At 48.7% G+C, this 25,416-nt stretch carries 20 protein-coding genes and 1 pseudogene; 10 read left to right on the forward strand and 11 right to left on the reverse strand.

Annotated features, from left to right (window positions below; genetic code table 11):
• Positions 1–4: 4 nt before the first annotated feature.
• Positions 5–8,338 (reverse strand): amino acid adenylation domain-containing protein, encoded by an 8,334-nt coding sequence (locus ACFSUC_RS03400; protein WP_379928068.1) that lies wholly within the window; start codon positions 8,336–8,338, stop codon positions 5–7.
• A 307-nt stretch (positions 8,339–8,645) separates the two neighbouring features.
• Here ACFSUC_RS03400 and ACFSUC_RS03405 point away from each other — a divergent pair, with 307 nt between their 5' ends.
• The gene (locus ACFSUC_RS03405; RefSeq protein WP_379928070.1) at positions 8,646–10,223 is read left to right on the forward strand and encodes a glycine betaine uptake BCCT transporter; all 1,578 of its coding nucleotides are present in this window, start codon (positions 8,646–8,648) and stop codon (positions 10,221–10,223) included.
• A gap of 68 nt (positions 10,224–10,291) precedes the next feature.
• On the opposite strand, the gene trxA is transcribed toward ACFSUC_RS03405, so the two are convergent.
• Positions 10,292–10,609, reverse strand: a complete 318-nt coding sequence (trxA, locus tag ACFSUC_RS03410; protein WP_379928071.1) for a thioredoxin — start codon at positions 10,607–10,609, stop codon at positions 10,292–10,294.
• A gap of 277 nt (positions 10,610–10,886) precedes the next feature.
• Here trxA and ACFSUC_RS03415 point away from each other — a divergent pair, with 277 nt between their 5' ends.
• Positions 10,887–11,033: a YqzM family protein gene (locus ACFSUC_RS03415; protein WP_379928073.1), complete on the forward strand. Its 147-nt coding sequence runs from the start codon at positions 10,887–10,889 to the stop codon at positions 11,031–11,033.
• A gap of 174 nt (positions 11,034–11,207) precedes the next feature.
• On the opposite strand, the gene dnaI is transcribed toward ACFSUC_RS03415, so the two are convergent.
• The 3 genes from dnaI to ACFSUC_RS03430 all read right to left on the reverse strand — a co-directional run bounded on the left by dnaI (position 11,208) and on the right by ACFSUC_RS03430 (position 14,751).
• The gene (gene dnaI, locus ACFSUC_RS03420) at positions 11,208–12,167 is read right to left on the reverse strand and encodes a primosomal protein DnaI (protein WP_379928074.1); all 960 of its coding nucleotides are present in this window, start codon (positions 12,165–12,167) and stop codon (positions 11,208–11,210) included.
• A 60-nt stretch (positions 12,168–12,227) separates the two neighbouring features.
• On the reverse strand, positions 12,228–13,817 hold the full coding sequence (locus ACFSUC_RS03425) for a helicase DnaB (RefSeq protein ID WP_379928075.1): 1,590 nt from the start codon (positions 13,815–13,817) through the stop codon (positions 12,228–12,230).
• A 97-nt stretch (positions 13,818–13,914) separates the two neighbouring features.
• The gene (locus ACFSUC_RS03430) at positions 13,915–14,751 is read right to left on the reverse strand and encodes an alpha/beta fold hydrolase (RefSeq protein ID WP_379928077.1); all 837 of its coding nucleotides are present in this window, start codon (positions 14,749–14,751) and stop codon (positions 13,915–13,917) included.
• 208 nt (positions 14,752–14,959) lie between these two features.
• Here ACFSUC_RS03430 and ACFSUC_RS19260 point away from each other — a divergent pair.
• Positions 14,960–15,179: pseudogene (locus ACFSUC_RS19260) on the forward strand (transposase); the annotation flags it as partial.
• Positions 15,180–15,466: 287 nt separating this feature from the next.
• Positions 15,467–15,874, forward strand: coding sequence for a hypothetical protein (locus tag ACFSUC_RS03435; RefSeq protein WP_379928079.1), 408 nt, complete (start codon positions 15,467–15,469; stop codon positions 15,872–15,874).
• Between the two features lie 39 nt (positions 15,875–15,913).
• On the opposite strand, the gene ACFSUC_RS03440 is transcribed toward ACFSUC_RS03435, so the two are convergent.
• Positions 15,914–16,807, reverse strand: coding sequence for a hypothetical protein (locus ACFSUC_RS03440; RefSeq protein WP_379928081.1), 894 nt, complete (start codon positions 16,805–16,807; stop codon positions 15,914–15,916).
• A gap of 212 nt (positions 16,808–17,019) precedes the next feature.
• On the opposite strand from ACFSUC_RS03440, the gene ACFSUC_RS03445 reads away from it, so the two are divergent.
• On the forward strand, positions 17,020–17,505 hold the full coding sequence (locus ACFSUC_RS03445) for a hypothetical protein (protein ID WP_379928082.1): 486 nt from the start codon (positions 17,020–17,022) through the stop codon (positions 17,503–17,505).
• A gap of 155 nt (positions 17,506–17,660) precedes the next feature.
• On the opposite strand, the gene ACFSUC_RS03450 is transcribed toward ACFSUC_RS03445, so the two are convergent.
• Entirely contained in the window at positions 17,661–17,960 is a 300-nt protein-coding gene (locus ACFSUC_RS03450; RefSeq protein ID WP_379928083.1) for a YuiB family protein, read from the reverse strand.
• A 208-nt stretch (positions 17,961–18,168) separates the two neighbouring features.
• Between ACFSUC_RS03450 and hemQ the strand changes: the two genes are divergently transcribed.
• Positions 18,169–18,933 (forward strand): hydrogen peroxide-dependent heme synthase, encoded by a 765-nt coding sequence (gene hemQ / locus ACFSUC_RS03455; protein WP_379928084.1) that lies wholly within the window; start codon positions 18,169–18,171, stop codon positions 18,931–18,933.
• Between the two features lie 76 nt (positions 18,934–19,009).
• Positions 19,010–20,113, forward strand: a complete 1,104-nt coding sequence (locus ACFSUC_RS03460; RefSeq protein WP_379928085.1) for a hypothetical protein — start codon at positions 19,010–19,012, stop codon at positions 20,111–20,113.
• A 151-nt stretch (positions 20,114–20,264) separates the two neighbouring features.
• Here ACFSUC_RS03460 and ACFSUC_RS03465 read toward each other — a convergent pair whose 3' ends face one another.
• Both ACFSUC_RS03465 and ACFSUC_RS03470 read right to left on the reverse strand, forming a co-directional pair.
• The gene (locus tag ACFSUC_RS03465) at positions 20,265–20,513 is read right to left on the reverse strand and encodes a hypothetical protein (RefSeq protein ID WP_379928086.1); all 249 of its coding nucleotides are present in this window, start codon (positions 20,511–20,513) and stop codon (positions 20,265–20,267) included.
• 36 nt (positions 20,514–20,549) lie between these two features.
• On the reverse strand, positions 20,550–21,749 hold the full coding sequence (locus ACFSUC_RS03470; protein ID WP_379928088.1) for an NAD(P)/FAD-dependent oxidoreductase: 1,200 nt from the start codon (positions 21,747–21,749) through the stop codon (positions 20,550–20,552).
• A 376-nt stretch (positions 21,750–22,125) separates the two neighbouring features.
• Between ACFSUC_RS03470 and ACFSUC_RS03475 the strand changes: the two genes are divergently transcribed.
• Both ACFSUC_RS03475 and ACFSUC_RS03480 read left to right on the forward strand, forming a co-directional pair.
• Positions 22,126–23,124 (forward strand): NAD(P)/FAD-dependent oxidoreductase, encoded by a 999-nt coding sequence (locus ACFSUC_RS03475; protein ID WP_379928089.1) that lies wholly within the window; start codon positions 22,126–22,128, stop codon positions 23,122–23,124.
• Between the two features lie 54 nt (positions 23,125–23,178).
• Positions 23,179–23,430: a hypothetical protein gene (locus ACFSUC_RS03480; RefSeq protein ID WP_379928091.1), complete on the forward strand. Its 252-nt coding sequence runs from the start codon at positions 23,179–23,181 to the stop codon at positions 23,428–23,430.
• Positions 23,431–23,437: 7 nt separating this feature from the next.
• Here the strand turns inward: ACFSUC_RS03480 and sda are convergent, their stop codons facing one another.
• Positions 23,438–23,584, reverse strand: coding sequence for a sporulation histidine kinase inhibitor Sda (sda, locus tag ACFSUC_RS03485; protein ID WP_379928092.1), 147 nt, complete (start codon positions 23,582–23,584; stop codon positions 23,438–23,440).
• Positions 23,585–23,943: 359 nt separating this feature from the next.
• Here sda and ACFSUC_RS03490 point away from each other — a divergent pair, with 359 nt between their 5' ends.
• Positions 23,944–24,738: a helix-turn-helix domain-containing protein gene (locus ACFSUC_RS03490; RefSeq protein WP_379928093.1), complete on the forward strand. Its 795-nt coding sequence runs from the start codon at positions 23,944–23,946 to the stop codon at positions 24,736–24,738.
• A gap of 186 nt (positions 24,739–24,924) precedes the next feature.
• Here ACFSUC_RS03490 and ACFSUC_RS03495 read toward each other — a convergent pair whose 3' ends face one another.
• Positions 24,925–25,278, reverse strand: a complete 354-nt coding sequence (locus tag ACFSUC_RS03495) for a HesB/IscA family protein (protein WP_379928094.1) — start codon at positions 25,276–25,278, stop codon at positions 24,925–24,927.
• Positions 25,279–25,416 lie beyond the last annotated feature (138 nt).

The following is a 25,416-nucleotide window of genomic DNA, read 5'->3' on the forward strand; positions in this document are numbered from 1 at the left end:
TTGACTATATCCCTACACCTTCATGCTTGCCTAGTTCCAACCCAACTCTCTCAATCTCCTCGTGCATCCAACTGGCCAGTTGGTCTATGGACTCTCTTGAAATGAGTCCAGCAATATAGAACCAGTACAGATGGAGACGCTGGCCTTGTACCTGACTGCCGACATTGAGTAAATCCCGATCCTGGAGACTGGAATTTACTTTTTGCTTTTCTGGCAACGGAATGGGGGTGACCTCATGGAGCCAGTCCGTGTGCATTTCTTCATCAAACTGACCGATAAAGTTGAAATTGACCTGGGCATCGCGAATGTGCTGCATCTGTGCCCGAATGTGGTCATCCTGGTGAGCGTAGCGCAGCAGGCTGTAACTGTTGTCCTGCGGAATCTGTTTACGTTGCCGGGCCACATCGCGCAATTCATCCAGGATGGAGTCCGAGCCGCTTAACTCGAATCGAACCGGATACTTGCCAGCCATCCAGCCAATTGTATTCGACAGCTCCAGCCCCTCCTCATAAGGATAACGTCCCGTATCAAACAGATTCATCATCAGTTGAGTCTGTCCGCTCCATTTCTGATAGCCTTTCAGAAAGGCATAAATCAGGACATCATTCAGCTGAATACCTGGCTGCCGGTTCAATTCCTTGAGCAGTCCCTGAATATCTATCTCATGCTGGGTCATCCCGATGGTCCATTCCGTACATGCGCTGACCGGCATCTCGAGAGGAATATCCACCCCTTCACCATTGGCAAGCGGCAGCCAGTAATCCATCTGCTCACGGCACGCATCACTGTCTGCATATGCTTGCATCGCCTTCATCAATTCCATATACGTCGCTGTACGAGGCGGCAACTGGAATGTGCGGTTTTCTCGCTGTTGTTGAATAAGCAGCATGAACTCCTTCATAAATATATGAATCGAAATCTGATCGAAGCAGAAATGATGCATCGCATAGACAAGCGTGCTTGGCTCTTGGTCGCCTCCATCCAGCAGTCTGAACAGCAGAAGCGGACCCTCCTGTACATCCAGTGCACTTTCCATCGACCACGCCATGTCCGCAAGTCGCTCCATTCGTTCCTCTTGGGGAATGTGACGGATATCGATCACCTCAAACGGTACAGAGCCGTCCCATTCCACAATGCGCTGCTTCCAGCCATCTGCAGTACGTATAGAGCGAAGCTGGAGAATATCATGACGGTTCATCAGAATGCGAAGCACCTGCTCGATCCAGGACGGATCGAGTCGATCCGGAAAGCGAATCGCACTCACCTCCCCCCACATCATCTCGCGCTTCTCCTCGGAATCCGAGAAAGAATGAAAGTGATTTGGATGGATAGCCACCTCTCCGGTCTCATAGCCTTCCATCTCTCGTTCCCTAACCTGCTTCACATGTGGAGCCAACTCCGCAATGGTGACATACTGGAACAGCTCCTGGATCGTGACACTCCGTCCCCGTTCGGCCAATCGCGAGGACACATGAATGAATTTCATCGAGCTGCCCCCAAGATCGAAGAACGAGTCCATGACGCTCACTTCCTCCAGTTTGAGCACGTTCGCCCATACCTCTGCCAGCACGGCTTCCGTCTCATTTCTCGGTTGAACCACCACCCGCTCCTCGTCTCCTTGCTGCGGATTCGGCAATGCCTTACGATCCACCTTCCCGTTCGGCGTCAGCGGCATTTCCGTGAGCACGGTGAAAAATGCCGGAATCATATATTGCGGCAACCATTCCGTCAAATAACCACGCCAGGAGATCCGATCTCCCTGATCTCCTTGCTCTCCTTCATGTGGTCCTTCATTGGCAACGGTTGAATCAGACATGGAACCAGCTTCTTCACAATCCCTGTCCTTCTCTAGCCGATCATGCAGCACGAGATAGGCTGCCAGCGCGGATTCACCCTGGCTGTCCCGCACCTGTATGACCACAGCTTCCCTGACCGCTTCATGACGCAGCAGCATCGCTTCGATCTCGCCCAGCTCAATGCGGAAACCGCGGATCTTCACCTGATGATCGATGCGTCCCATATGCTCAAGGCGTCCGTCTGGCAACCACCGTGCCAAATCCCCGGTATGGTACATCCGTCGCTGATCCCATAACTCCTTGCTACTTAAATCCTCATCCACGCTCACTTCATCTCCGGACCACGGAAAAGGCACAAACTTCTCAGCAGTCAACGTCTCCCGCTTCCAGTAACCCCTTGCCAGACCGTCACCAGCAATGCAAAGTTCACCCGCCACACCAGCAGGCTGCAACTGTCTCCATTCGTTTACAATTACCATCTGTGTATTGGCAATTGGGCGACCGATCGTAATAGTCGTCGCATCTGTCAGTTCCTCTACCGAGGACCATACGGTCGTTTCCGTCGGGCCATACATATTGAAAATTCGGGCATTCGTTCGCTCGCGAAGCCGTTCCAGCAGCGCCATCGACATCGGTTCACCGCCAAGCATGAGCACCTTCAACTGACCCAGCCATGTGGCCTGCCGGTCTCTCTCCATCAGCAGCGTCATGCGTGAAGGCGTGGTCTGCATCATCTCGAATGAATGCCGTTTGTTCAGCGCTTCCAGTGCAAGACCATCTACCGCTTCCTCTTCACTAGCCAGCACCACCTTCATCCCTCTCGACAAGGGCAGCAGCGTCTCCAATACGAAAATATCAAAGGACATCGTCGTCAGAGAAGCGATGGAAGCATGTTCCGCAAACGGGATTCGCTGCGCCATGCCAGTCATAAAGTTCATCACAGCACGGTGCTCGATCATGACCCCTTTCGGCTGTCCGGTAGAACCAGAAGTATAGATGACATAGGCCAGATCCCCGCTGGTCACCTTCTGCTCGGGTTGGGTGGCTGAATAGCCAATCCATGCGTCTGCTCCGAGCAGCAACACCTCGCCATCAAATCCATCGAATGACACCCTGTCTGTCAGGTGGGACTGCACCAGCAACAGCGAAGCATCACTGTCTGCGAGCAACACCTTCACCCGTTCCTCCGGGTAAGCCGGATCAATCGGCAGATAAGCCGCACCTGACTTCATCACACCATAGAGACCAACCAGCATATCGAGCGAACGTTCACACATCACGCCTACAATCATACCTGGTCCCGCTCCCCGTTCCAGCAGCCCATGGGCTACACGATTGGCAGCCTCATTCAGTTCCTGGTAAGACAGCGCCTTCTCCTCGAAACAGATCGCCGTCGCCTGTGGATTGCGCATGGCCTGTTCTTCCAGCCGTGCGTGCACCGTCTTCTCTCGGTCATATTCCGTGGCGGTCTGATTAAAATCCACCAGTAACTGACGTGTCTCCTCCTGTGTCAGCATCGTAAGCTGTGACAGGGCTTTCTCCGGAGAAGCCGCCGCATCCTTCAGCAGCTCGCAGAAATGATGCATCATACGCTTCACCGTTTCCTCACGAAACAGGTCCGTACAATATTCCATGAAAAAGGACAGCTGATCCGCTTCCTCCACCACCGTCAAGTTAAGATCCACCTTGGCAATCTGATGAGTCATCTCATAAGGACGGATCGTCATCCCATCCATCTCCAGCTTGACCTGATCCATATTTTGCAGCGTAAACATCGTATCGAACAGGGGGTTGCGGCTCAGATTTCGCTGCAGCTCCAGCTTTTCCACGAGCCGTTCAAACGGATACGCTTGATGCTCATAGGTAGCCAAAGACAGGTCCCTGACCTGTTCCACATAATCGCAAAAGCTTAGTTCCCCGCGCGGAGCAGTACGAACAGCGAGCGTATTTACGAACATGCCGATAATACGCGCCACATCGCCATGAGATCGGCCGGCAATCGGGGAACCTACTACGATGTCGTCCTGTCCGCTGTAGCGAGACAGCCAAGCGGTGTAGCCTGCCAGCAAGACCATGTATATGGTTGCACCTGTGTGGGCAGCGAGACTTCTCAGTCTATCCGTCACCTTTGCATCCAAGGTGAAACGAACCGCACTGCCTTTAAAGCTTTGCACCGGTGGTCGCGGGAAATCTGTGGGCAGATGCAGCACCGGCACGTCATCAGCATATTGCTGCAGCCAATAGGCTTCATGCTGCTTCATGAGGTCGCTCTCCATTTGTGCTTGCTGCCATACGGCTACATCCTTGTACTGCAGCGGGAGCGGATCAAGTGTTTCTCCCTGGTACAAGGCCATCGTATCGGCAATGAGCAATTGCATCGACACTCCGTCTGAAACGATGTGATGCATGTCCATCATCAGGACCGCACGATTCGCTCCGATGGCAACCCATCCAACCCGGAGCAGCGGAGCCTGGCCCAGATCGAAAGGACGCACAAACTGCTGTACAATCTGCTCCATCTGCTGTCTCATTCCAGCGTGAAGATCCGAAGCCCCACGGTTTGTCTCTATCTGCGGGCTCGCTGCTTCCAGCGAGAATCTCTCAATAGTCAGCTCCACCTGTTCATGAACCCGCTGCACGAACTGATCCCCCTGCATCTCGAAGGAAGTACGCAACGATTCATGACGTTCCAGCAGCTGTCGACAGGCCCGCTCCAAGCGGTCCAGATCCAGCGTTCCCTCCAGCTCCAGCAGTTGAGGCATATTGTAACTAAGCTGCGCTCCCTCCAGCTCGTTAAGAATATAGAGCCGTTTCTGGGAGGAAGTCACCGGATACACCTCACTCACCGGTGCCGGCTTGATTACGACAACCTCGCTCTTCTCTTTTCGTTCCAATCGTTTGGCCAGTTGCTCCACCGTCGCCGTCTCAAACACATCCCGCAAAGCGAGCTGTACCTGCATTTGTTTATAAACGGCCGCAATGAGGGTCGTGGCAGACAGAGAATGACCGCCTAACTCGAAAAAAGAATCTTCGACACGGACTGAACCCGGTGGCATACCCAGCACCTGTTCGAAGATGGCGGCCACTTCTTTCTCAGTTTCATTGCGCGGAGGCGTGCAGGCAGACTCCCGTTCCGCCTGAGTAACGAGCGGGTCCGGCAACGCCTTGCGATCCAGCTTGCCATTGGGTGTGACGGGCACATCATCCAGCCTGACGAAACGGCTCGGGATCATGTAGGCAGGCAGCTGCTGCCCGAGACAGGCTTTCAGTTCCGACTCTCCTGGATCAGACCCGGTACACAAATAATACGCACATAAATACTTCGTCCCCCCATGCTCCACGCGGTCGAGCACCAGCGCCCACTTCATGCGGTCATGCTTCATCAGCTGAGCCTGAATCTCACCCAGTTCAATGCGGTAGCCCCGTATTTTCACCTGATGATCCATCCGGCCGAGAAACTCGATATTCCCATCTGCTCCCCATCTCGCCAGGTCGCCCGTCCGATACATAACTGAACTGCCTGCTTCTGAATGTGCCCCCGCTACAGCCTGCGGGTCCGTGACCTTGGTTGCAAACGAATCGGGGACAGTGCCAAACGGATCGGGAACAAATCGCTCCTTCGTCAGTTCGACATCTGTATAGCCTGCTGCGAGACATTCCCCACCTATGTACAACTCTCCGGGCACATGCACCGGACATGGTTCCATGCGCGTATTCAAAATGTAATACCTGGCATTTTGAATCGGCCTGCCGTACGGAATGCTGGCCCAGTCGGGACTGACCTTGTCTATAGGATAAAAATTCGACCAGACCGTCGCTTCGGTAGCGCCTCCCAATGACACCACCTGAACGCCGTCAAACGTCTGCTTTAATGCTTCCGGCAATGTCAGTGGAATCCAGTCTCCACTCAGGAAAACCAGTCTGAGCTTGCTGATTCTGCGGGACGCACGGCATCGCTCGCTCTCCATAAAAGGCACCAGCTGCTGTAGCGCTGCGGGAGCCGAATCCCAGAATGTAATGGGCTCCTCATAGAGGATGTCCAGCAAGCGCTGCGGTTCGCGAATCTCTTCTTCCTTCACCATACGGATCGAACCGCCAAACGACAGCATGCCGAACAGATCAAATACAGACAGATCAAAGCACAGGGAGGTAATAAAGAGCACACAATCTCGTGAATCAAAGGCAAACTGTCGCTCTGCCCATGCCAGCAAATTCATGACAGGGCGATGCTGTACGATGACCCCTTTGGGTTTGCCCGTCGAACCCGATGTGAAGATACAGTATGCCGGGTGCGCAGAAGTGGCAGCAGGAGCGAGTGCATGTTTCGGCATCTGCTCCGCCTGTCCCCGGGTGAACCAGCGCAGGGAAGGCAAACCTTTTGCATTCGAATCGTGAACAGTCCGGTTCAGATCTTCGGCCATGTTCATATTTGGCTGGATCGATTCAGGTTGATTCAATTCAGGTCTGATCAAGTCTGATTGGCCCAGATCTGGCTGGATCAAGTCAGCTTGGATCAAGTTTGCTGCACTCAGATCTGCTTCGCTCTGTTCATTGGATTCCAGTGGGGCATGAGACCCCCCTTTTTTCCGTATCACGGCATCAAAGCGATATTGCAGTTCATTCTGAAAAGCATCATTGCGATAGATGCATTCCGTCAGCTCCAATTGCGCAGTCTGCTTCAGGATATCTTGAAGCATCCGCTCGTGCACATAGAGCTCCCCGTCAAATTGCTGCTTGCTGCCAGATGCTTCTGGATGCGCCTTTTCATAATGGTGAACAGACTCGATGTAGGCCGTTTTCTGGTTTAGATCAAGCAGATCAGCCAGAATGAGAACTCCACCAGGCTTGAGCAAGCCTTCCAGCTCCGTAATGACCGCTGACAGATAGTGAAATCCGGGAAAAAACTGCACCGTACTGGCCAAGACGATCACATCCATTGAGGAAGCCTCAAGCGGCAGTTCCGCCAACTCATGGGCAAATCCCTTCATCCATTCCACCTGATCCAGACCGTGCTGATCGGCATAATTTTGATTTCGTCTGAGGGTTTCACCAGACGGGTCCATCGCTCTGACACGTTGAACACGTTTGCACAATGAAAACGTCAAAAGTCCTGCTCCACAGCCAATCTCCAGTACCTCTGCCTTTTCATGCACATGTGGAGCCATAATTCCCATCACATGATCATGATATTGATGAACCTCTTGTTCTGAGAAAGGACGCCCATCGTAGCTGCTGACGAAGCCACCTGCTGTCACGCTGTCGTAAGATCGCTCGGCAATATGATCCCACAGTTGTTCAACCGTTTGCATTTCCAGCGTTTCGACAGGTGGGGACGAAGCGTGCACATCCATATACAGGACGGCTTTCATCGCATCGAGTGAGTAGAACAAGCTCTGTAACGGCTTGGCCACCTCGAATTGCGTTAGTACATACCTAATCTGCAATTCCTGCATAATCGACGCTACACGACCTTTTGGATAGCCTGGCTCCATCGGCACATAAGCCCCACCTGCCTTGAGCACCGCAAGTACCGCGATCACCATCTCGGCCGATCGTTCCAGCAGGACGGCCACATACGTGCCTGGCCCAACCCCTGCTTCTCTTAGCAGGTGCGCCCACTGATTGGCTCTTTCATTCAATGTTTCGTATGTCATCTTCCCCCTGCCATCATAGATTGCAATCTGCTGCGGATGCTGCTCCGCCTGCTGTTCAAACCGCTGATACATCAGTCCTTCTTCATCATATGGGGCCTGCGTCTGATTCATTTTCTGCAGCCACTGCTCCGCTTCCGTGCGGTCGATGACGCTAAGTTCCCCGATCGACCGATCAATTCCTTTGCGCTCTTCATCAAGCAATTCCGATAGCAGCCTGATATATCGGTCCACAAAAGAACGAATGGTCGCCTCATCAAATCGTCCCTCATCGTAAGCAATCTGAATTTGATATCCTTGCTCACTACCTGCCAGCTGCCATCTCAGCTCCATATCTTCGAGATGGAGCCATTTCTCCATCTCTTTGTCCCCATGAATGGAAGTCATACCAAACATCGTACTTGCCAGCAGCTCGGACGGCTCGGTCAGATGCAGCGAACGGACGAGCTCGTCAACCGGGAAATACGGATGCTTCCAATCCTCCTTCAACTGCTGTTGCAAGCGCCCAAGCAGGCTGCGGAAGGGCTCCTGCGCATCGAGCTGGAACGGAATCACCACACAGGATGAGGGGGATGGTTGCTGTCCCTCCTGCATCGCCAGCACTGGCACCGTCACCGCCACTTCCTCTTGGTCGGTATGGGCATGCAGCCATACATAGTAAGCACCGAGCAAAAATACATAGGCAGAAATATCTTTGCCCCGTGAAACTCGTTGAATCGAAGCGATCAGCTCTTCGGACAGATGCGCCGTCAGTTGATGAGTGCGTACACTCCTTTTTACCTGAAAGGGGGATGGCAAATGGGTCTTGGTTTCCAGACCAGTGAGCCTTGAAAGCCAATACGCTTCAGATCGCTGGTAGGCCTCTGTCGCGCGCATGGTTGGATCGATCATGTCGTACCTCCTCATTAGATGCAAATCGGATGAATATCTCATTTAGCCAGTAATATTAACCTGCAATCGATTACCCTTTTCATTCACAAGTTGTTCCGGATGACTTGTGCGGCATGTGATTGAATTGTTCATTCATTTCGACATAAACTGACGATTTTCCTGTTTTTAGACTGAATTTTTAGAATATTTCATTTCTTTTCTTCCTATGTATCTTTGTTTGTGTAGGGTATCGTCACTCTATTCCGCTACCCGTACATACCCCGGCCTGTTTCTGTGCATCATGTTAACAAAGGAGAGTGAAGAAAACTTGAAAAATGTCTCCAAAGTATTCTGGATTTCCCTCATTACCACCCTACTCTTCGTCTTTTGGGGTGTCCTATTTCCTGATCATCTCAGCCGTATGATGACTACCGCACAGTCCTTCTTTCTCGTTCAATTTGGATGGTTCTATCAACTGTGCGCGAGTTTTTTCCTGCTGTTTGCCCTGTTTCTCGTATTCAGTCGGTATGGTCGGATCAAGTTGGGGAAAGACGAGGACAAGCCTGAATTCAACCAACTCACCTGGTTTGCCCTGCTGTTCAGTGCGGGTATGGGAATCGGTCTTCTGTTTTTCGGTGTTTCCGAGCCGATCTCTCATTACGCAGCCCCTCCCCTTGGAGAAGCCAAGACGAGCGAAGCAGCCACAGAGGCGCTGCGCTACACCTATTTGCACTGGGGATTGCACGCCTGGGCGATCTACTCATCCATCGCACTGGCCTTGGCCTATTTCAAATTTCGCAAAGGGTATCCCGGACTGATGAGCGCTGCACTCTACCCGCTGCTCGGTGAACGGACGAAGGGGACACTTGGCACAGTCATTGATTCTGTGGCCGTGTTTGCTACCATTTTCGGCGTCGCCGCCTCTCTCGGACTTGGCGCTGCCCAAATTAACGGAGGACTCTCCTACTTAACAGGTATCCCGAATCAATTTTCGATTCAGCTCATCATCATCGCCGTGGTGACCGTGCTATTCCTGCTATCTGCCGGAACAGGCCTGCAGAGGGGAATTAAATATTTGAGCAATACGAATATGGTGCTGGCGTTTCTTCTCTTTCTCGGGTTTCTGATCGTTGGGCCAACCATTTTCGTGTTGAATCTGTTTACCACAACCTTTGGTGAATACGTGCAATACTTACCCAGCATGGGACTGAGGCTCGCTCCCTTTAACCCCGAACGTGCAGAGTGGGTGAGAGGCTGGACGATTTTTTACTGGGCCTGGTGGATTGCCTGGTCTCCCTTTGTCGGTACCTTTATCGCGCGTGTATCCAGAGGAAGAACCGTCAGAGAATTTGTCATTGCCGTCACCTTAATCCCTTCAATCGTCTGTGCATTCTGGTTTGCCGTATTTGGCGGAACCGCCATTCACTTGGAGCACATTCTCGGCATTAGCATCTCGGACAAGAATCTGGAGACTGCCCTTTTCTACGTATACGAACAGTTGCCCTTCAATTTGTTTTTTGTCATCATCACGCTGCTGCTCATCTCCACGTTTTTCATTACATCTGCCGATTCCGCCACCTTCGTGCTTGGCATGCAAACGACCCACGGCAGTCTTAATCCATCCACGATCGTCAAAGTGATCTGGGGATTATTGCTTTCTGCCTCCGCCATTGCCCTGATGGCGTCCGGTGGGCTGCCAGCAATGCAGACCGCCATTATTGTCAGCGCCCTCCCCCTGGCCGTGGTCCTGCTGTTGATGTCCGTATCTCTGCTTAAAGCTTTCCGCTCGGAAGTGACCAAGAAGCCGAAAGAGCGTAATGGAACTGGCAATCGCATCGCTCCGATCAAGGAAACGCTGAGTACCTCCCGGATTTGGAGACGCAAGAACAAGGAACCCCTGGGCTAGCTGCAAAAAAAGAGATCTCCAGATGCCCATGCAGGCCGGAGATCTCTGTTTATCCCTTATTCTAATTCTTACAGTTGGCGGCTGATGACGCTCTTCAGCGCATCCTTGGACTGGAAACCGACTACTTTATCCACGGGCTGTCCGTCCTTGAATACGATCAGGGTAGGAATGCTCATAACCCCGAAACGGGAAGCAGATTCCTGATTGTCATCCACATTTACTTTTGCAATCTTCACTTGCTCGCCCATCTCTTGATCCAGTTCCTCCAGAACTGGTGCAATCATCTTGCACGGTCCACACCAAGGGGCCCAAAAATCAACTAAAACCGTTCCCTGACCTTCTACTTCTGTACCAAAGGTTTGGTCGGTCACATTTACAATTGCCATGATTATTCCTCCTAACAAAAATGCTTTCCAATTTGAAACAATGACAGTATACCATAAATGATCTTGCCATGGCTATGCAACCGGCAAGCTGTCATACGGCGGGTCATCTGTAGTATCTGCAATGCGCTTGCATCTATGCAGAAGCAGCAGGTCATCTCCAGTCTGACTATGAACTGCCTCACATTTGTCACATCCATTTGCTTTACAATCTTTGAGATGATTGGGTATACTAAGGACTATAAGTGAACATCAGGCGCAGTGTAAGGAGGAACGGAACATGAGTGATCCGCAAAACCCAGAACTCCATGTAAATGAAGAACCCCGCAATGACTTTATTGATGTAGGCGTAGGCTTCGCGGCTACGTTTGGATTCTTTTTCGTCGTTTGCGTTGTCTTTACCTTCATTCAATATTTCAGCAGCTAAAAACGACAGGCTAAACCGCTCAGGCAGCGGATCCTTAGATCGTTGTCACAGCAAAACGCTGAACAGAACTGGCAAGCAGCAAAAGTCGAGTCTCCATCTGGGGACTCGACTTTTTTCATGCGTATTTCCATGATTGATTTCTTCCTCTACATGTCCGGTTCAGCGGCTGATGAATCATTCGTTCTTTTCGCGATGATTCTTCCCCTTCACCGTCAGCACATCTACATAATGACGAATCCGTTCCATCAAGCGTTTGCCCTTAGCGTCATTCTCGCCTTCCTTGTCCGTGAAGCTCAGATGCTTCTCCAGTGCCTCCAGGCTGTAATTGGAAGTAAAGAACGTCGGCTTGCGATCCATCCGGTAATTCAGAATACTCCCAAGCACATGATCCCTTACCCATGGGGACATATTCTCTGCGCCGATATCGTCGAAAATGAGCAAATCCGTCTGCTTGAGCAAGTCGATCGTATCCTTTAGTCGCTGATTGTCCTGAAACATGCTCTTCAGATCCTCCACGAAATCAGGCATATACACGATGACACCGCTATGCCCGTCCTTGGCCAGCTCATAGAGCAGATAGCACATGAGAAATGTCTTACCCGTACCAAAGCTGCCTTGCACGTACATGCCTCGTGCTTGCAGACCTTCCTGCTTCGTCTGATAAATATATTGCAAAATATGCTCGACGCTCTCACTGCGCTCCCAGTCCCGCTGCAAAATTTCCTTCGGCGAATAGCCCTGCTCCAGCGCCCGATCGTCTACATAAAAGCTGCGGATACGTCCATGAATCGACTGCTGGGCCTGCTTCGCCCTCATTTTCTTGCAGCTTACTTTATGGTCCACAATGACCTTGCGTTCCTGAATGGTCTGTACGGACAGTTTCGTATAGTGTCCCTGGAAGTCATTCGGACAGCGATCCAGTCCCGGGCAGTTCATGCACTGGTCATATTCTCGCTGATATTGATAGAGCCGGTTCTGGTTCAATCTGATTTCCTGCTCCTGAAAGGGACCCTGTTTCGTCAAAAAAGCCTGTACAGCTGGATGAGCAAGGAGTGAACGATAGAGTTCCTCCGCCTGCTCGCCTTGACGAAGCCTGCCAGGCAGCTGTTTCATTACATCTGACAACGATTCCATCTGATGTCCACCTCTTTCCCTGTCCGTTTCCGCACGGCGATTGGCCGAGCTTCTGTCCCATCAGCGCTTATGCTCATGATCCAGCATCTCTGCCAGCTTCAACGCCCGTTGCATCGATTCTTCATTATAGGTGCCGGTGCTCTGTTCCTGCATAACTTCCAGTTTGGGTTTCTGGCTGTTTCCGTTCGTGAAGGAGCGGCCTCTTCCCTTGCTCTTCTTCGCTGCGGGCGCTTTTGGCTTTCTCCGCTCTTCCATTTCCCGAATATAGGTGACCGCCTTCTCGAAGCTGTCCACCTGGCGTCCCAGCATATCCGAGGCAATCGCCATCACATAGTTTTTATTCCACGACAGATCATGCATTTTAATGTAATGAATCAGTACATTGATCACGCGCTCATTCATGCGGTAATTCAGATCAATCTGGGCAAACGTGTTTAGGACCAAATCAGGAATCGTGCCCGGAAAAAACTGAGCCAGCACATGCGTGTAAGGCCGTTCCTTCAACATGCGGTTATAGTCATGAACATTGAACTTCTTTAACAGCGCAGCAGGAACCTGCACGTAATAGGCCATCTGCAATTCAGTGGTTTCCGACTGATTGCCTTCCGCTTCCGGCGAGGCAGCGGATGTGTTTGCGGTCTGGTCCTCTACGGTGTTTTCCGAGGTCGAAGAGGTCGAAGAGGTCGAAGAGGTCGAAGTTGCCGGGCCGACCTGATGCAAATGAACCGTTCGTTCCTCCTGCCGTTTCTTGCCTTGCCGGAAATACAGATGCGCCCATTTCTCCAGCTCTGCATACTGGAGCCGGCCCCTGGTATCAAATGCGCCATCCTCATCCAGCATTCTGCTCATATGCGATATGCCCAGCTGATATTTTTGCAACAGATAATGCAGCTCCTGCAATTGCTGACGCTCATATCGAAGCTGCTCCACATACATCCGGTTTTGAGAGGTTCGCGGGATGCGTCGCAATATTTCACTGAAATCCAGCGAATGAGCATCCAGCTTGCCGCTGCCCGATTCCTCTTCCCTGTCTGCATCCGAAGGAGCGGACTGACTGCTGGCCGTCTCCATAAAGGCCTGTTCCAATTCGTAATCCACGACATGTGAATTGAGCTCAAACCATTCATAGAACGGGACAGACAAATCTTCCTCGTCCCCTTCCATCACTTCCTGCTCCGTCAGTTCACAGCACAACTCATCTTTCAGTGCCAGCACGGTATGCTTGCCTACCTTGTCCCTGAGCAGCAACAACAAGTGGGTTGTATGGAAAAAGGCATAGGGATCGAGCGGACGCTGCATCCGATATTGATACACATATTCCTCATTGTCTGTCAGATAGGCTCGCTTCGTCTGCAATAGGCCTACCGCTTCCAGCTTGGATGTCATCTCTATTAAACTCTTTCTACCTTTTTCACTCGGTTCCAGACAAAGGGAAAGAAACAGCCTGCGCTGCTGCTCGACGCGAGCGTACCCGATACGTTCGGCGGGCACTTGCTCATAGAGCAGTAAGTACAGGCTGATGGCGGACGGACCAATCATCGGCTGGTAGACGGTGTGAAGCATCCGGTAATCCAATGGACTAAGTGAAAAGTCCCGGTACGTCAAAAAGCGATGATTTTCAGTGAAATGTAGCAAATTGGTTATTTTCAAGGTTCGACACACGTCCCCAAATCACAAGTTTTCTCCTCTCATTTTAACACACTTTGCACAAACGACTATACACCTTTTCCTGTAAAGTTTCCGGTTGCTATTGCAACGATGGCGAAGACTCCGCACGTTCGAGTGTTCGAAGCACAGAACCGGACAGTCCCATTTCCTGATGCTCTGTGATCCATTTGCGAATCAGACCATTCAATCTGCGCGGCGCCTTCGTTGGCAGTTGATGACTCACACCGCGCATGTAATACAGCTGGCTGCTCGGCAACTCCGCTTGCAGCAACTTGGCATAGCGATGAAAGGCGCCATCCTTGTTGCCATACACCAACAATTGTGGAAGCTGAAGATACTTCAACGCCTTCGTACAGTTAAAGGTAAGACTGCTTTCATAATATTGCCGAATATTGGGCGGATTGCCGTGCTTCGCCGCCTCAGATAAATTGCGATAGGTCAGATTCATATCTGCATTTCCGCGACAGATACTCCATCTGAGCAACGGATGCAGACGTGTTTCGCTCAGTCTGACAGCCAGGCGGATGCGATTTCGCAGCGATGCATCCGAAACCTCCGGCATCGCACTGATCATAATCCCTCCGTAAAAGCGATGGGGATAGGAGAGCATGGCATCCAGAGCAATGCCACCCCCGGTCGAATACCCCCCGATATAGCAGCGATCGATATCCAGGCTGTTTAGCAGCAGTTGAATATCTGAGGAAACCTGTGAGTAAGTGACGGCCTGCTCCGAGGGAGAACTGAAGCCATGTCCACGGATATCGAAGACAATGACTTGAAAATCATCAGACAAATCTTCCAGCTGATAATTAAAATTTTCACTCGTTAGCAAGGGAGGATGAATCAATACGATCGGAATTCCCTTGCCCTTCTTATGATAATGCAACCGCACACCATCCGCTTCCATCATCGGCATATCACTGGACACCTCCAAGTCAATTATGACTTAGATTCACCAACGGGACTGGCATCTATGTATGAGTCGAAAATATGTACTCGACCCACAGAGCTAATATAAGTACCTGGTATATGCTTCCTTTCACATAAAAATGCTCCCCTTATGTATACAGGTTTACCTGTATACATAAGGGGAGCATGCCACTCAACTATGGTCACAAATTATTATTAGCCGATTTGTTGGTGAACATGACAAACGTCTTTGGCGGATTCTCCTTCATTACGTCGATCATGCCCTTGCAACCCAGGATCTGTCTTACGTTTCAAATCAATATGGATGAAACATCAGCTAAACGCGGCCACCAGTACGTAACCATCTTCATGGATGCGGAACAAAAGAACGTCATCTGTGTAACCAAAGGGAAAGATTCACACACCTGGAACGAGTGAAAAAAACAATTGGAGTCCCATAGAGGCAATGCGGAGTATGTCCTTTTAACGTATACTCAATGGGGCATTGTTTTGTCGCTGCACAAAATGTTGATATGGTTAAATTGCTTTATAGATTAAAATATTATATAGTATAGGAGCAAAGTATATTAATGGTCTAATGTATATATTTTTGAATAAAATAGGGGGTGAATTGGTAAAGTAGGCGGCACAAGCACGGGACATCAATAGCAATTCATACCGCAGAATGAATACATTTATATTAAGAGTAGGTGGTGGAGTTTATGTTAAAGTATATTTCTGCAATTTCTATTATTTTGGTATTAGTAGGTTGTCAGCAAGACACGGAAATGCCTTCTAAAATAATGATGCAAGCGGAATCAGATAATTGGTTTGTTACAATCGAGTACAATATGGAAGGCACAGAGTATGTCGAGCGACCATCAATTACATATATTGGAGACCCAGACATTAACTCGGCATGGTTAGATATTAAGTATGAAAAAGGAAAAAGCGTCACCCGGAACCACATACAATTACCTAAAGAATTGAATAGCCATCAAGAAATAACACTAGTAACTCGGTCAAAGGTTAAACCTCCGGTGAGTATTAAACATTTGGTTATAAAATGGGAACAGAATGGCGAGGAACTCACAGAAACTATAATCCCAACAACTTTAGAAATAGAATAGGAAAAGCAACCTTAACTTTGTTAAGGTTGCTCGACCATTTTAGTTTTTAGTCCAAAACCACTGTTCGCCAGCACTCCCATCTGACTGGGAATATTGCCAGGAATAAGTGATGCCAACCGTTGGAACCGCTCCACCTTGGTATTGCAAGGTTCCTTCATTTGCACCAATGTGATGGTGGAAATAGGTTCCTACTGCCGACGAAGATCCTGTACCACCACTACCATCGTGATCAATTACAGCCGTAACTTGGCCCCATCCTTTATGTCTATACGTGCCATACGAACGTTGGTGATCACTAAAAGATTCTACTAATTCAATTTCCCAACCAATACCTTCTCCCTGGTCGAACGAATCGTAATCATTAATCATTCCGATGCTTTCATTTCTGTAGATGCTACCGTTGCTTCCGTAATAACGATAAGAGTATACCGCCGATTCGGGTTCCGGATCCCAACCATCACTCCAAGCAATACCAAATTTATCTACATCATGATAATTCAGTTCGTGGTATCTGCCGTTGTAGTTCGTCAGATCCCAGTCCCAATTATAGTCAAACTGGACTCTAGCAATAGTACTATACGGATCTGCCACTTGGCTGGCGACAAGAGTAGAATCAAAGAAATCCATATTCACATCATCACTTCTCAATGTCGTGATTCCACCGGCCCCCGGCTCGGATTCCGCAGGTGGCATTTCGGCTAAAAGGCTTCCCACTTCGGATTTGTGGTACAGATAGACAGCTTTTCGATTGAACAAACTTATCTTCTGTTCCACTTCAAAAGATGAAATAACATCTCCTGGATACCCAGCAGTTCTAAGGTATGCGTCAAGTGCAGCTTCATTCGGCTCGGCTTTTCCTTCGGCAAAAACAGCGGTAGGCAACATAATCAAAACAAGCAGCAACGACAGAATTGCGATAACACGTTTTTTCATTTTATTACAACTCCTTTTCTTTTATTAGCTATAGGTTAGTAGATTTCCCGCAACAATTTTCTGAATTAGCAAAAACAAAAAAACACAAACTAAAACAATAATTTTCTCATAATTAACCTCCAATTAGAATATGTAATATCATTAAATAATGATATAATAATAGTATATCATAAAATTTGAAGTATGAATAGAAAAAAATGGAGTTGAAGTAGATGAATAAAAAAAAAATGATTTTACTATTTTTATTTGCATTCATTTTGTCTTCTTGTGTTAAACAACATGAACAAAATGAAGTAAAATATTTTACCAGCAAGCACGAGGCGCTTCAATACGGGATGAATGAGGTCAGAGGAGAAGTCATAGATCAGTGGACAATGGAAAACGAAACATTCATCTTCTATAAAGAAATCGATGACGGAGGAGTAAGCGTATCCAGTATTTCACATTCCTCCGAAGGATATTATTGGTTTAACGGCATCGCTTCTATGATCTGTCATCAATGCTATTTCCAATATACGTCCGAATACCAAAACACCATCCCGATCATAGCAGGCAAAATTGAAAACCCGAATGTGAAGTCTGTGGAGGTTGAAAATGCCGCTGGACATGCGCAAACATTAAACGTGCAGAAAGGATATTATATCGAATGGAACACCAAGCTCGGTGCAAATTATAAAGTAACAAAAGAATTGCAATAACGCCTGTCAACTGACCCGCCATTCAGTCCTGCAATTCCCATTCCGACCTCTACCATCCATCCTGGCGGCATAAGAAAATGAAGACATAAGAAAAAGCGAAAGTTCCTTTTCAGCACAAGCTGCGAACTTTCGCTTTCTTTTTGTTTGTTATCCCATTAAAACATGCGGTACCCTTTTGTGCGCAGCGTCTTGATCGTGGCGCCACTGGCATAAGCCCCGATAAACCCGCCTGCTGCCGTTAAATAATCAGCGAGCTGGTATCCGCTCACATTGCCCCACAAATTGGTGCTGTTGTCATACTGCCAGTAAATCACAGCCGGAATCATGACAATCATGTATACATAGATTGGAAACCAGGTCGTCTTCAGCAGCATATTCAGTATAAACCCGATTCCAAACAGCAAGACGAAAAACAACAATAATAATATCGGTAGTTGAAGCAATTCAACAGTCAATTCGTTCTCCTCCTTGGTACCCTATCCCAACATCTAGTGTACTTGAAAACGCGGGAATGTTCAACGATCCGGCACTTTCGTCACCGTTTATCCACAAACCGTTCATTTGATCTGAAGCCCTATATCCATTAAACTGAAAGGGTTTAAGGAATAAACCGGAAATCGAACAAACCAATAAAACTGGATCAGAATAAGGAGTGGAATACACATGAATGAAGTACAAAGCCCGAACGAAGCAGCCAAAACCCTTGATGGATGGTACGCTCTCCATGATTTCAGACAAATGGACTGGGAAGCGTGGAAACTCGCGGACGAGTCTGTCAAACAACATGCGCTTGAATCCTTTAGCGCATTGCGCAAACAGTACGCCGAGGTGGAAGCCCAGCAAAAAGGCAGCTATGCCCAATACTATATTTTAGGACAGAAAGCGGATTTTGTGTTTCTGCATTTGCGTGAAACGATGAATGAAATCGGAGAACTGGAACGTGCTTTCAATCAATCTGCGATCGCGCCTTTCCTCCTCCCGGCCCATTCCTATGTCTCTGTTGTTGAACTGAGCAATTACATGGGCAAGCCCGGTACAGACCCGATGGAAAACCCGGAGATTCTCGCAAGGCTGAAGCCGGTTTTGCCAAAAGCGGGACATATCTGCTTCTATCCGATGAACAAAAAGCGGGATCTCCAGGACAACTGGTACATGCTCTCCATGGATGAACGCCGCGCCATGATGCGCAGCCACGGATTGATCGGACGCTCGTACGCAGGCAAGGTCAAACAAATTATTACCGGCTCCATCGGATTCGATGACTGGGAGTGGGGCGTTACATTATTTGCAGAAGATCCGCTGCAGTTCAAAAAGCTGATCTATGAAATGAGATTCGATGAAGTCAGTGCACGTTTCGGGGAATTCGGGGAATTTTTCGTCGGCAACCTTATTCAGGAAGAAGCATGGGACGAACTGTTTAAAGGATAAATTTTTGGTGTAAGAATAGGAGGCAGTTCCACTAGCCTCAACAGCTAGAATACACATAAGGGAGAGAAAGGGAAGCATGAAAAGAGGGTTTTTATTTGTACTTATGGTGATGCTGGTCTTCACCGCGGTTGCCTGCGGCTCGAACGAAAATGAAACGAACACAAACACAGCCAACAAACAGGAAGAAACTGAAAACAACGCAGGTACGAACGCCGATGAGGATGCATCTGCCAACGAAGAAGATGGGACTGCAAATGCCCCGGCTGATTTTGAAGGGAATGTCTTCACTACCGCAGACAACAAAGCTGAAATCAAGCTTCCGTCTGACTGGGAAGAAGCCCCTGTACAGCAGAACGTTCTGGCTGCACTGGAAGCAGGAAATCCGGATGAAGAAAAGTATGTCATGATCATCAATGAAAGCAAGGAGAATGTCTCCATCCCTCTAGAAAAGTATACCGAGATTATTTTGATGCAATCAGAGAACATGGTGGAGAATGCCACCACTTCTGAACCGAGTGAGATCGACTTGGGCGGCTACCCAGCCCTTCGCTATGAAGTAAGCGGAGAGATTCAGGGGATGAATGCCACCTATCTTCTGAACATCGTGGAAACGGAACAGGATTTTGCACAAATCATCTTCTGGTCGGAATCGGACCGTTTTCAAGATCACAAGGAAGAATTCATGGCTATCGCCTCGACGTTTACTGCGCTCGAATATGATCCCAACGCTCAGGGAACAGGCGAAAACGTAACCTTGGAAACCGTTGAGCAAGATGGCCTGGCTATCGATATTCCAAGCAACTGGCAAAACAATCCTTCCCTCAATCCGGATGCAGCCATGGGTTATCAGAGCATGAATGGATTCATGATCGTGATCAAGGAACCGATCGAGGACTTTGAAGGCAACCTGACAGAACTGGATGAGTATTACTCTCTCGTTCGGGACAGCTTCTACAGCGGAATGGATATTTCGGAAAAAGAAACGACGACCATTAACGGCAACGAAGCGATTCTTCACCAAATGAGCGGAGAAGTGTCCGGCATGAACCTGTCCTATGTAGCTGCCATGGTCAAAACAGACACTCATTTTTACCAGATCCTGACCTGGACCAGCTCCAATCAGTTTGCAGGCCAGAAAGATGTATTCTATGACATCATTAACAGCTTCAAGGAAATCTAGTCCCAGCGTCCCGGGTCAGACATCAGGCTCTGGCAAAAGGCCTCTGACAAAAGGTACTGACAACAAAAAGGAATCCCGCCATCGGGATTCCTTTTTGTTATAGATGCATGCCATGCCATTTCCATGTATGCTCGTCACGATCAACAAATATTCACTGATCTTCTGCTTGCTCCGCTTTGTTTCGCAAATATTCAGCCGTCATCTCATCACGCTGGCGGCTCTTGTCTTTCAGGCGTTCAATAGCAGGCTGAATCAGGAGATCAACCTCTTTTTGCACGTTATAAGCCAAATCATGACGGTTTTGCTCTTCCAGGAATTTGCCGGCTTCCATCAGCCCGTTATAGCGATCCAGTTCATCCCTGGTGAGCAGACCTCTTACTTGCACACTACAATGTCTCATCGCCTCGTGCCTCCTTTCTCAGAGGAACATCCAGCCTTAATTAAAGAAACGTCCTTTTTTCAGCACCAGTGGCAAACCGCCAATGACGAACAGCCAGCGGTTATCAATGACTTTCTTCATCTGAGCAGCCGTCCAGCCTTTCAGTTTCTTCTTCCCAACGACTCCGATCGCTTCCCCTTTTCCAAGCGAAGCAACGGTTCCTTTCATACTTGGTACGAATGACTTCAACTGACCATTGCGAAGGGTTGCCACCACATTCTGTGCACAATTGGCACCCATCTGCATGGCAATCTGAGCGGTTGGCGGATATGGTTTTCCTTCTTCGTTGAAGAAGAGGGCATTGTCCCCGATCACGAAGATGTCGTCATGACCCGGCATACGCAGGTACTCATCTACCTTCACACGACCGCGCATCACTTCAAAGCCGGCATCTTCAATCATTTTGTTACCGCGTACGCCACCTGTCCAAATAACCGTTCTGGACTTGATTTCTTCGCCTTCACCCAAAATTACGCCTTCAGGTGTCACTTCCTTGATGGCCACGCCGATCTTGAACGTCACGCCTTTGTCTTCCAGCACCTTCACGCCATACTGAACAAGCTCAGGATCAAATCCAGGCAAGGCAGTCGGGGCTGCTTCTACATTATAGATCTTCACCATTTTCGGATCGACATCATATCGCTTGCACAGCTCCGGAATGCGGTCGGAAAGCTCTCCTACGAATTCGATCCCGGTAAATCCGGCTCCACCAACCACAAATGTCAGGTATTCAGGACGATGTGGCTCTGATTTGAATTTGGCAAACTGATATTCAATGTGCGCACGAATCATATTGACCGCATTCAGACTGCGAATAAAGAACGCATGCTCCAGCATGCCTGGAATGCCAAACGTTTCCGGCTGACCGCCAAGACCAATAATCAGATAATCATAAGAAAGCGTGCCGTCCTCCAGAATCACCTTCTTCTCCTGTTGACGGATCTGCTGTACAGTTGATTTTACAAAATCAATTTTAAACTCATCAATCAGCTTCAATATGTTAACCTTGGCATTGGCAGGCTCGTCCGTCCCTGCTGCAGGCATGTGCAGGTGGGTCGTGACATAATGATATTCATGCTTGCTGACCAGCGTCACATCTGCTTCATTATAATTTAATTGTTTCTGCAGCTTCTGCGCCGCGATAATACCGCCATATCCGGCTCCAAGAATGACAATGCGTGGTATACGGTTACTCATCCTAATCCCTTCCAATCTGTAATGTTATTTATCTATATCTTGTGATGAAACCATGAAAAAGATTACTCACAATAGATTGTGAAAATTAGCACATACATGTTCAAAAAAGAATGAAAACATGCATTTAAGGCTTTATTAAAGGAGTTGAATCGGTTGACTGCGACTTGGATCACATTTAAACCATACAAACCCGCAACATCGTGACCATAATCTCATGCAATCATATAATGAATTTCTTAAAAATTCAACCCTTTTTCACTAAATTGTTCGGTTTTTCCATGACTTTTGTGTCGATATTTCTTTCTGCATTTGAAAACGCTATAATGTAAAAAGAATTCCAAACAAGACATTGGCTTCACACAGAAGGAGGTTCCTCATGACGGAGTTGCAAAAACACGATCTCGTAGACATTATCGTGATCGGCGGCGGTCCCGCCGGACTTTTCGCTGCATTTTACGGCGGAATGCGACAAGCAAGTGTGAAAATCATTGAAAGCATGCCCCAGCTCGGAGGCCAATTGGCTGCGCTCTACCCGGAAAAATACATTTATGACGTAGCAGGTTTTCCAAAGGTGAAGGCACAGGAGCTGGTGGATCAGCTGCTCCAGCAGATGAACCATTTCCAGACACAGGTCGCTCTCGAGGAAAAAGTGCTCCGAGTGGATAAAAAGGAAGAAAGGCTGTTTGAGGTGACGACCGACAAGGGCATTCATCAGGCTAAATCGATCGTCATTACGGCTGGAGTAGGCGCCTTCGAACCAAGAAGACTGGAAGTACCCGATGCCGAGAAATTCGAGAAGAAAAATCTCCATTATTTCGTTCAGGACCTGTATCAGTTCAAAGGCAAGAAAGTGCTCATCTCCGGGGGTGGAGATTCAGCGGTGGACTGGTCGCTCATGCTCGAACCGATCGCAGAAGAAGTGACCCTTATTCATCGTCGCGACAAGTTCAGAGCCCACGAACACAGTGTCGAAAACTTAAAAAATTCCAAGGTTCGCGTACTGACCCCTTATGAAATCGAAACCCTTCACGGGGAGAACGAGATCGAAGCGGTGACGCTCTCGCAGATCAAGGGGGAGGACAAGCAGACACTGGAGGTAGACGATGTCATTGTCAACTTCGGTTTCATTTCTTCCCTCGGTCCCATCACCGAATGGGGACTGGAAATTGAAAAGGGCTCAATCATGGTGGATTCCAAAATGGAGACCAACATCCCCGGCATTTTTGCGGCAGGCGATGTCACCACATACCCAGGCAAGCTGAAACTGATTGCAGTCGGCTTTGGCGAAGCCCCTACAGCCATCAACAATGCAAAAGTCTATTTCGATCCGGAAGCCAAGCTCTCCCCGGGTCACAGCAGCAACATGAAGTTTTAGATACGAAAAAAAAGGGTATCCTATTCACAACATTCGTTGGGAGGGATACCCTTTATGATGTATGCATGTCCGGTATGCAATGGATGGAATGAAATGCAGGAAGCCTGTCCGCAGTGCGGGCAATCGTTGCAGGACTATGGCCGTACAGGTGATTTCTATGGTCCTTATTCCCCTTATCGTCCGATTGATGATATTCGACTTACAAACGGCATCCCTGATGTCCGTTTGCACCAGTGCATCCACACCTGCTATTGTGCACATTGCAAACATAAAGTAGAAATCACAATCGAGGAAACCAGGGTGTAAGTACGGTTCAAGCTTCCATACAGAGCATCAGTGGAAACTTCAGGCCTCTGCGCCTCATTTCCTGAATAATCAAATGAATGAAATCATGCTCCAGCTGTAAATCTACGGCTTTCTCATAGGTTTCCAGCAACGCCTCGTTACTCAACAATCTCATTGTTCATCACCACTTCACATCCATAATATGGTTGGTTTTCTCATCTTATCATGACAGGATGTTACAAACAACATCCACATTATCCACACAATACTGTGGATAAACTGTTAATAAAATGTTAACAACTGTCTAATTGTGTCTGTTTTCAAGTGTGGATTGTGTGGATATTTTTATACACATGCTGGCTGCCCAGATGCTACTATAAAAAATATCAATCTATCATTCTGAGATGAAATAAAATCTTTATCCCCCTGCTCATCCTCCCTGTCGCCTCTCCCATATTGAAATTCAGGTTCGTTTATACGAAAATAAAACTATGAGAGACGGATCGACTATGGAAGTCTGAAGGAGTTATTGCGATGCTGCACGTACCTGCCACTTCTTTTCAATTAACCCAGTCCTTCGCCAAAATCAGCTGTGAACCTTCGTGGAGATGGGCAAAGCGGGAAAAACCGATCCCCAACTATGATTTGTTTTATGTGTGGGACGGACAAGGGGAAGTCATTCTGAATGAAGAACCTTTTTCCGTACACAAGGGTAGCTGCTTCCTGTTTCGACCAGGTGACTACACAAGTGCCACCCACCATCCACAGAAACCACTGACCATTACGTACATCCATTTTAATCTCGATCCTGCCTACACCCCGCAAGCTGTGCCTGCCCAGTACCGGGTGCTGAAGGATACGAAGGATGTCGAAACCCTGCTCACCAGATATGTCAGGGTACTGCTCAATCAGGAATACGAAGCGGAACTCGAAGCCCAGCTCATTATCAAGCAGCTACTCGTTCATCTGTTTCGTTCAGATCAACAATCGATACAGGAACACAATCCAACCAGTCGCCAGCTGCATGAGGTCATCCAGGAATCAGCCAACTATATTATGCAAAACCCGGCGGCCTGGCATAAGCTGGAGGATATCGCCAAACGGGCCAACCTGTCCCCTCGTTATTTTTCGATCAAGTTCAAGGAAATCGTCGGGAAGCCGCTGCAGCAGTTCATCATCGAGTCGCGCATTGAAAGAGCGGAGCATCTGCTCTATTATGCCGGCATGAACGTATCTGAGGTGGCAGAGGCGCTCGGTTACAAGGATGTATATTTCTTCAGCCGTCAATACAAAAAATTTCGTGGAACCAGTCCATCTAAAGTCCGTTAAACGACAAAGAAAGATGTTCGCTATAGCTGAGCTTACCTATGAAGCGAAGCAGGGAAGCAGATATGGAAGCTCCCCAAAGAAAAAAGCACGCCCTCTGACCAAAGTCGGTCCAGAAGCGTGCTATTTGCGTGAATCGGGTATGCCATTGCAGTTTCAAGCGGCACGTTCAAGCGCCGAGTGAATCGCTTAGCAATCGGATGGCTTGCCTGCTTCTTCCTTCGTACGGAATGAAGAGCCGCAGCCACAATTGGCAATCGCGTTCGGGTTATCGATCGTAAACCCGCCCCCTACATCAGATTGCTTATAGTCAATGACGACACCATACAGGAATTTGGCGCTCTCCTGATCGACGACCACCTTCAAGTCCTGTACCTCCAGCGTCTGGTCTTCCGCAGCCTTCTCGTCATCGAAGCCCATCGCATAGGAAAAACCGCTGCATCCGCCTTCTTTTACCCCTACACGAAGAAACAGACCGGAAACCTCCTGCTCCTCCAGCATCTCTTTTATTTTCACCGCTGCATTGTCGGTAATGGTTAGCATATCATCAACCTCCTCTTGTCAGCCATTATACGCAGTGACTGAACGTACTTCAAGTATACACAACATCCCCCTTCCCGCTCAAGGGATATCCAAAGAATGACGTTGCCCCTGCCTGTGCAATGGGTTTATAATGACATT

This window comes from Marinicrinis sediminis (assembly GCF_042685085.1).
Taxonomy (GTDB): Bacteria; Bacillota; Bacilli; order Paenibacillales; family KCTC-33676; genus Marinicrinis; species Marinicrinis sediminis.